The 8,216-nt window shown below is 33.5% G+C and carries 5 protein-coding genes, 7 tRNA genes and 1 rRNA gene; all 13 read left to right on the top strand.

Annotated features, from left to right (window positions below; all coding sequences use genetic code 11):
- Positions 1–250, top strand: a 23S ribosomal RNA gene (locus tag BM183_RS11530); the annotation flags it as partial.
- 62 nt (positions 251–312) lie between these two features.
- Positions 313–386 (top strand) — tRNA-Asp (locus BM183_RS11525).
- Between the two features lie 41 nt (positions 387–427).
- A tRNA-Val gene (locus BM183_RS11520) sits at positions 428–500 on the top strand.
- A 25-nt stretch (positions 501–525) separates the two neighbouring features.
- Positions 526–598, top strand: a tRNA-Thr gene (locus BM183_RS11515).
- Positions 599–672: 74 nt separating this feature from the next.
- A tRNA-Tyr gene (locus BM183_RS11510) sits at positions 673–754 on the top strand.
- A 44-nt stretch (positions 755–798) separates the two neighbouring features.
- Positions 799–872: transfer RNA gene (locus BM183_RS11505), tRNA-Met, on the top strand.
- 53 nt (positions 873–925) lie between these two features.
- Positions 926–998, top strand: a tRNA-Phe gene (locus tag BM183_RS11500).
- Between the two features lie 42 nt (positions 999–1,040).
- Positions 1,041–1,113, top strand: a tRNA-Lys gene (locus BM183_RS11495).
- A gap of 275 nt (positions 1,114–1,388) precedes the next feature.
- Positions 1,389–2,042 carry a fructose-6-phosphate aldolase gene (fsa, locus tag BM183_RS11490; protein ID WP_091687030.1) on the top strand — a complete coding sequence of 218 codons (654 nt, stop codon included), beginning with the start codon at positions 1,389–1,391 and terminating at the stop codon, positions 2,040–2,042.
- Between the two features lie 112 nt (positions 2,043–2,154).
- On the top strand, positions 2,155–4,143 hold the full coding sequence (gene tkt / locus BM183_RS11485; RefSeq protein WP_091687029.1) for a transketolase: 1,989 nt from the start codon (positions 2,155–2,157) through the stop codon (positions 4,141–4,143).
- An 883-nt stretch (positions 4,144–5,026) separates the two neighbouring features.
- On the top strand, positions 5,027–5,530 hold the full coding sequence (locus BM183_RS11480; RefSeq protein ID WP_170847979.1) for a FliG C-terminal domain-containing protein: 504 nt from the start codon (positions 5,027–5,029) through the stop codon (positions 5,528–5,530).
- 368 nt (positions 5,531–5,898) lie between these two features.
- Positions 5,899–6,582 carry a response regulator transcription factor gene (locus BM183_RS11475; protein ID WP_091687027.1) on the top strand — a complete coding sequence of 228 codons (684 nt, stop codon included), beginning with the start codon at positions 5,899–5,901 and terminating at the stop codon, positions 6,580–6,582.
- Positions 6,572–8,068, top strand: coding sequence for a sensor histidine kinase (locus BM183_RS11470; RefSeq protein WP_091687026.1), 1,497 nt, complete (start codon positions 6,572–6,574; stop codon positions 8,066–8,068). Before BM183_RS11475 ends, BM183_RS11470 begins: the two co-directional genes overlap by 11 nt.
- Positions 8,069–8,216 lie beyond the last annotated feature (148 nt).

The following is an 8,216-nucleotide window of genomic DNA, read 5'->3' as shown; positions in this document are numbered from 1 at the left end:
CCTTAGTACGAGAGGACCGGGTTGGACGAACCGCTGGTGTATCGGTTGTCATACCAATGGCATGGCCGAGTAGCCAAGTTTGGAAGGGATAAACGCTGAAGGCATCTAAGCGTGAAGCCCCCCTCAAGATGAGATATCCCATAGCATAAGCTAGTAAGACCCCTCGAAGACGACGAGGTAGATAGGTTAGAGGTGGAAGTGCAGTAATGCATGCAGCTGACTAATACTAATAGGTCGAGGGCTTGACCTAAAGAATTGTTCATATTTGTTAAAGGTAAATGTCATTCAATGTGATAGTAATTGTCAAGTATTGGCCCAGTGGCTCAGTTGGTTAGAGCGCCGCCCTGTCACGGCGGAGGTCGAGGGTTCGAGTCCCTTCTGGGTCGTTCTTTAGAAATAAAGAAAGACAATAGTTTTATATTCCCATGGGATCTTAGCTCAGCTGGGAGAGCATCTGCCTTACAAGCAGAGGGTCACAGGTTCGAGCCCTGTAGGTCCCATTAGAACTTTTTAAAGTTCTAAAATGCCGACGTGGCTCAATTGGCAGAGCAGCTGACTTGTAATCAGCAGGTTATCGGTTCAAGTCCGATCGTCGGCTTGTGAATAAAATTATATTCATATGGACAAATTACTAATAAATTATATACTATTGTTAGTAGTTCAAAATTAATTGGATGGGTTCCCGAGTGGCCAAAGGGGGCAGACTGTAAATCTGTTAGCGACGCTTTCGAAGGTTCGAATCCTTCTCCATCCATTTTGTTTTACTAATAAATTTAGAAAAGCAAACATATATTATATCGCGGGGTGGAGCAGTCTGGAAGCTCGTCGGGCTCATAACCCGAAGGTCATAGGTTCAAATCCTATCCCCGCAACTCGAAAACTACATATGGTTTTCGCAATAGTTGCTTCGCAAGTCGAAGGCAATGCCCAGATAGCTCAGTCGGTAGAGCAGAGGACTGAAAATCCTCGTGTCGCTGGTTCGATTCCGGCTCTGGGCATTTTTTATTGGGAAATGATACATATATATACTCAATAAATTTGGGATATTAGCTCAGTCGGTAGAGCACTTGACTTTTAATCAAGGTGTCCCGGGTTCGAATCCCGGATGTCTCATATACTTATTAAAATTAAGACTGAAAAGTCTTTTTTTTATTCCCTAAAACAAACTACAGAATATGTAAATATTACAACTGTATAATGAGAATTATGTATTATTCTATCGTTTTTCTATTGAATTATAGATTTTGATATAGTATAGTATATTTGGATTAATAGTGGAATGGCATCCAAGTAACAACTCGTAAATTTTCTTCCATTAATCTTGTAATGATAATTTACAGATATTTATATAAACTTTATAGATATTTAATTGAAGGAGGATTTATAGTATGAAATTTTTTATTGATACAGCTAATGTAGAAGATATTATAAAGGCAAATGATATGGGTATCATATGCGGAGTAACTACTAATCCGTCATTAATTGCTAAGGAAGGAAGAAATTTTACAGAAGTTATTAAAGAAATTGCCTCTATAGTAGATGGTCCAATTAGTGGAGAAGTTAAAGCTACTACTATAGATGCTGAGGGTATGATTGCAGAAGGAAGAGAGATTGCTAAAATTCATCCCAATATGGTTGTTAAAATCCCTATGACAGCAGAAGGTTTAAAAGCAACAAAGGCTTTATCAAAAGAGGGAATTAAAGTAAATGTAACTTTAATATTTACGGCAAATCAAGCACTACTGGCAGCAAGGGCTGGCGCAGCTTATGTATCTCCTTTTTTAGGACGATTGGATGATATATCTACACCAGGTATTGACTTGATTAGAACAATAGCAGAAATATTCGATATTTATAATATAGATACTGAGATTATCGCTGCAAGTGTACGTAATAATATACACATAACAGATTGTGCTTTAGCCGGTGCAGATATTGCTACGGTTCCTTACGGTGTATTGGAACAATGTATAAAACATCCTTTAACAGATCAAGGTATTGCTAAATTTCAGAAGGATTATAGAGAAGTATTTGGGGAATAGTATATTTTAACCAGTTATGTCAAAGTAATCAAAGTGGTATTATAATTGTTAATAAGATTTAAGATAGCACCTTGATTTTATAATGAAATCATAAATTTTAGGAGGAAATAAAATGAGTACCATTGATTCCATGTCAATAAATGCACTTAGAGTTTTGTCGGCTGATGCAGTTCAAAAAGCCAATTCAGGACATCCCGGACTTCCATTGGGAGCTGCAGCTATGGCCTATGAACTATGGGCAAAACACATGAACCATAATCCCAAAAATCCTAAATGGCCAAACAGAGATCGTTTTATTTTATCCGGCGGTCACGGATCAGCTTTATTATATTCTTTATTACATTTATTTGGATACGGAGATTTGTCTGTAGAAGATTTATCTCAGTTTAGACAGCTGGATTCATTAACTCCCGGTCATCCAGAATATGGCCACACCGTTGGGGTAGAGGCAACTACAGGACCTCTTGGGGCGGGAATGGCTATGGCAGTAGGAATGGCTATGGCAGAAGCGCATCTGGCAGCTAAGTTTAACAAAGATAATTTTCCAGTAGTAGATCATTACACTTATGTACTTGGTGGTGACGGCTGTATGATGGAAGGCATTTCATCGGAAGCTTTTTCTTTAGCAGGTACTCTAGCTTTAAATAAATTAATTGTTTTATATGATTCCAATAAAATATCAATTGAAGGTGATACGGATATTGCCTTTACAGAAGATGTTAGAATGCGTTTTGAAGCATATGGTTTCCAGACATTGGTTGTAGAAGATGGTAATAATCCGGAGGAAATCGGTGCTGCTATAGAAGCTGCAAAAGCTGATAAAACAAAACCATCTTTAATTGTTGTAAAGACTAAAATTGGTTTTGGATGTCCTGCTAAGGAAGGTAAAGCAAGTGCCCATGGAGAACCTTTAGGAGCAGAGAATATTACCGCATTAAAAGAGAACTTAGGTTGGCCATCCATGGAGCCTTTCTATGTTCCGGAAGAAGTATATGCAAATTATAGAGCAATTGCAGAACAGAATGCTAAGGTAGAAGAAGCATGGAATGCAATGTTTAAGAAATATTGTGAAACTTATCCGGAGATGAAAGAACTTTGGGAGAAACAGCATAATTTAGATATAGCCAAAGACTTGATAAATAATGAAGATTTCTGGGCATATGAAGATAAAGCAGATGCAACAAGAAATTTATCCGGTATGGTAATCAATAGAATCAAAGACTTAGTTCCAGGTTTTATAGGCGGTTCCGCAGACCTTGCTCCTTCCACTAAAACATATATGAAGAACGAAGGCGACTTTTCAAGAGAAAATTATGAGGGACGTAACCTTCATTTTGGTGTCAGAGAACTTGCAATGGCGGGAATCGGTAATGGTCTAGCTCTTCATGGAGGATTAAGACCATATGTTTCTACTTTCTTTGTATTTAGTGATTATGTAAAACCTATGGCAAGATTATCATCTTTAATGGGAGTTCCGGTAACTTATGTATTAACTCATGATAGTATCGGTGTTGGTGAAGATGGTCCTACCCATGAACCAATTGAGCAATTAGCAATGCTTCGTGCAATGCCAAACTTTACTGTTTTCAGACCGGCAGATGCTACTGAAACAATAGCTGGCTGGTATTATGCAATAACCACAAAAACAACGCCTACCGCCTTAGTTTTAACACGCCAGAACCTGTCTCAATTAACCGGTTCCAGTAAGGATGCTTTAAAAGGCGGATATGTTATAGAGGATTCTATGAAGGAAGTACCGGATGCAATTATTTTAGCAAGCGGTTCTGAAGTTGAACTAAGTATCCAAGCAAAAGCAGAACTTTTCAAAGAAGGAATTGATGTAAGAGTAGTAAGTATGCCATCATTAGAACTGTTTGATGCTCAGCCGAAAGAGTATAAGGAAAGGGTTCTTCCCAATAGTGTAAGAGCAAGGGTTGCAGTAGAAGCAGCAATTGATTATGGTTGGGGCAAATATGTTGGTTTAGATGGAGCATATGTAACAATGAAGAGTTTTGGAGCTTCTGCACCAGCAAATCAGTTATTTAAAAAATTTGGTTTTACTGTTGAAAACGTTGTGGCAACTGTTAAATCTGTATTATAGAAATAAGTGATTTAAAGATATAATTAAAAACAGTATTGCTATATATAATAAAGTAATTAAGATAATAAAGAGTTTTTCTTTAGCTTATACGCAAAAGAAAAACTCTTTTTTGTATTGATAATAAAAGACAAACAAGTAAATTGTTTGATGATATTTTTGAAAGTCTTATTAATAAAACTATATTATTAAAATCTTTTACCTAAATTAGCTTTTTACATTTTAAAGAATCAATTCTATGTTGTAAAAAAACAAATTTTAAAAGTGTATAATTAATAGATCATATGAAAGGTAAAATTGATTATTGTTTATTAGAAATTCTTAAACAAATAAGTTGTTTACTTTATCGTACAATCACAATATCAGACGCTTTAGCGCAGATGAAAAAAGTATTGTCTTTGAGAAAAGATACTATTGATGAAATGCTATGAATGTAGAATGTATTTTAGGTTTTATTAAAAATAATATTGATTAATTCATACCTTTTATTCTCTGTTAATTCACTTGTTTTCTATTAAACGCTACATTGCAAATAATTACTAGATATTGTATAATCATTTTAAAAATATAGTGTTTTAAATAGAATTTTATCTAATTATGGAAAGGGGGAGATGTTATTGTCAAAATTAGATGAAAGTTAAAGTAGAGATTTCTTTATCAAACTACACTTTAGCTAGAATATTTTGAACGAGCAATTAATGTAATTTGTTCTATGTATTCAAATGAGAAGTTGTTTTACACAATTTAATTTGACCGGATGGAATTATAAACTTTTGAAATAATGAATTAAACATACTTACTGCAATTTCAAGTGATTGATAAGAATTAGTAACTAATGATTAGATTCCATTATATTTGGATCTATTACATTTCGGAGGTGTATTATATGAAATTATATTCTTTTACCTGCTTATTACCTGAAGAGCTTCAGATGAAATATTATGAATCAATAATACGGGATGGATTTATTAGTGACGATTTATGGGATAATATTAATGACTATATTAAAAGTACATTTAAAAAAGTGGATAATTTGGAAGATGAAATTAAAGATGTTCTAAAAAATTTAAATACTGATAATAGGAAGGTATTATATGAAATAATTAGATCAAATAATAATTCTCTATATCAGAGTATTTCATCTAAACTTTTAAATTTTGAAGATATTGTTAATGTTGATTCAAAATTACTAAAAACAGTCTTAGATAAATATAGTACGGAAGATGTATTTAAGGCTTCAATGGCTTCTTCCCCAAAAGTTAAAGATATTATTTTATCATTAATTGAAGAACGAGATTCTACAAATATTAGAAAAGAAAGTGTACCTATTTCGGAAATAATTAAAATACAAGATAGAATGATTCAAGATATTAATGATATAAGCGCTTAAAAATAGTAACGTAAAAGTTTATGCGATCTTTAAAGTTGGCAATAAATAATTTACTCCAGGCAATAAGTCTTTTACTTAATAAATTTTAGGATGGGATTCTTTGAAACCCATCCTATTTTTATTCAATTTCTGTTTACTATTTTGTATTATAAGTCTTAATTCACTATTTCCAAATGGATTTTCGCCCATATAAAGGTCTGTCATTGAATTGTCAGGATGTACTTCCGATTTTAGTCACACTTTTCTAATTAAACTTTAATTTATACATATTGCAATCATTTAGAAGAACCGATAGAATAAGAATTAAAGTAAAATAATGCATTTAAAATAAATAAAAGTTAATATATCTAATATGAGAGGAGTAAGGAATGGCTAAGATACTAATTATTGAGGACGAAAATAAAATTGCTAGATTTGTGGAATTAGAGTTAAAATATGAAGGTTACGAAGTAGAAATTGCATCGGATGGCAGGACGGGTTTGGAAATGGCATTACATGATAATGTTGACCTTGTACTTTTGGATATTATGTTACCGGGTTTAAGCGGGATTGAGGTTTGTAGAAGAATTCGGTTAGAGTCAAGGGTTCCTATTATTATGTTAACGGCAAAAGATGATGTTACGGATAAAGTAGCAGGCCTGGATACAGGGGCAGATGATTATATGACCAAGCCTTTTGCCATAGAAGAACTGTTGGCACGTATTCGTGTTGCCTTAAACAGACAGTCCAAATTACATCAGCCTAAGGTAGATATATTACAAATAGGGGAATTAAAATTAAATTTAACAAGTCATAGTGCATTTTATGGTGAAGATGAAATAGTCCTTACTAAGAAAGAATTTGAGCTATTGGAATATTTATTAAAAAACAGGAATATTGCTATAACCAGAGAACAGTTACTGAATAATGTTTGGGATTATGAATATTTGGGGGATACCAATGTGGTAGATGTTTATGTCCGCTATCTAAGACAGAAGATTGATGATAAATACGGTATCCGCCTAATAAACACAGTACGAGGGGTAGGGTATATAATTAAGGATGAAAAATAGATTAGTAGAAGCAATACGGCAATTATTAATTAAAATTATACTTCCCTTAAGGAAGAAAAAGGAAACATTTCTGGGGCAGTTTCGTTTTTCTATAGAATTTCGTATTTCCCTGCAATATTTAAAATTATTGCTGATTAATGGTGTAATATTTATGGCAGCAATTTCACTGTTGTATTATTTAGCCGAATGGCGAAACTGTGAAAATAAAGCCCAAACTATAATCAATCAGTTTATGTCAAATGTAGAGGAAGAAGAAACTTTATATAATATATATCAAAGTAGTACATCAGGAAATGGAGAGATTAGACATAGCCAGTCTATAAATCCTTATTATATAGAGGGAATATCATTTAAAGTATATAACCTAACCACCAATAAGGAATTGTATAATGATATTTCATATGATATATCAGAGAAAAAGATGATATTAAATAAGGTATATTCAGAAGATAAAGTTGGCGATGAGCCAATGAAACTGATTATTTACGAAGAAAAGGAAACTGTTAACAATAATGAAACATATATATTTCATTTTCAATATGATTTTGCCCAGGCTAGCAGTAAGTTGTACTGGTTAATAATAAATGTGTCCATAGTTTATCTGGTACTTGTATATATTATTATTCATAGGGGAAAGAAAAGTGACAGAAAACTGTTTCAACCTATTTATGAGATGTCCGCAACTGCCAATAAATTAACGGTGAATAATCTCAATAGTGAAAGATTAAATGTAGAAGGAACCAAGAACGAACTAAAAGACCTGGCAATGGTTATTAATGCTATGCTAGACCGTATTGAAACCTCTTATGAAAGCCAGAAACAGTTTGTTTCGGATGCCTCTCATGAGCTTCGTACCCCTATTGCAGTAGTACAAGGATATGCTAATTTATTAAATCGCTGGGGTACCAAAGATGAAGATGTATTAATGGAATCCATTGAAGCAATTAGCAAGGAAGCTAAATCCATGCAGGATTTAGTGGAAAAACTTTTATTTTTATCCAGACATGATAAGAAGACTTTAAAACTTGTGAAGAAAAGATTTAATATGTGTACCGTTGTGGAAGATATGGTAAAGGAAACCCGTTTGGTAACTACCAATCGACATATTGAAAGTCCAATACTTGAAAATGTAATTGTATATGGGGACAAGCAGGCACTAAAACAGGCCATACGTGTATTTATTGATAATGCTGTAAAATACACGAAAGAGGGGGATACTATAACCATAACATGCGAAAATAAAAGCGGAGATTGTGTTATAACAGTACAGGACACAGGTATTGGTATGACAAGAAAAGATGTAGATAATATTTTTAAACGATTCTACCGTTCAGAACATGTTAGAAATGAAAAAATCAGCGGTCATGGTTTAGGCTTATCTATTGCAAAATTAATTATAATGGGACATACAGGAAAAATCAAAATCAGGTCTCAATTTACGAAAGGAACTACTTTTACAATTACCTTACCACGAAGAAGACATTAATATAATTCAGTAAAAGGTTCAATTAGATAAAAATAGATATAGGTAAAAATGTTAGGACTATTAAAAATCCATCCCTATTTCAGACATATGAAATACGCCCCCTGCTGTAGACAGTTAACTCTTTAACTTCTACAACAAGGGGCGTATT

This window comes from Anaerocolumna aminovalerica (assembly GCF_900115365.1).
In the GTDB taxonomy this organism is placed as follows: Bacteria; Bacillota; Clostridia; order Lachnospirales; family Lachnospiraceae; genus Anaerocolumna; species Anaerocolumna aminovalerica.
Note: the sequence above shows the minus strand (reverse complement) of the source record. Positions and strands in the feature narration are given on the sequence as shown.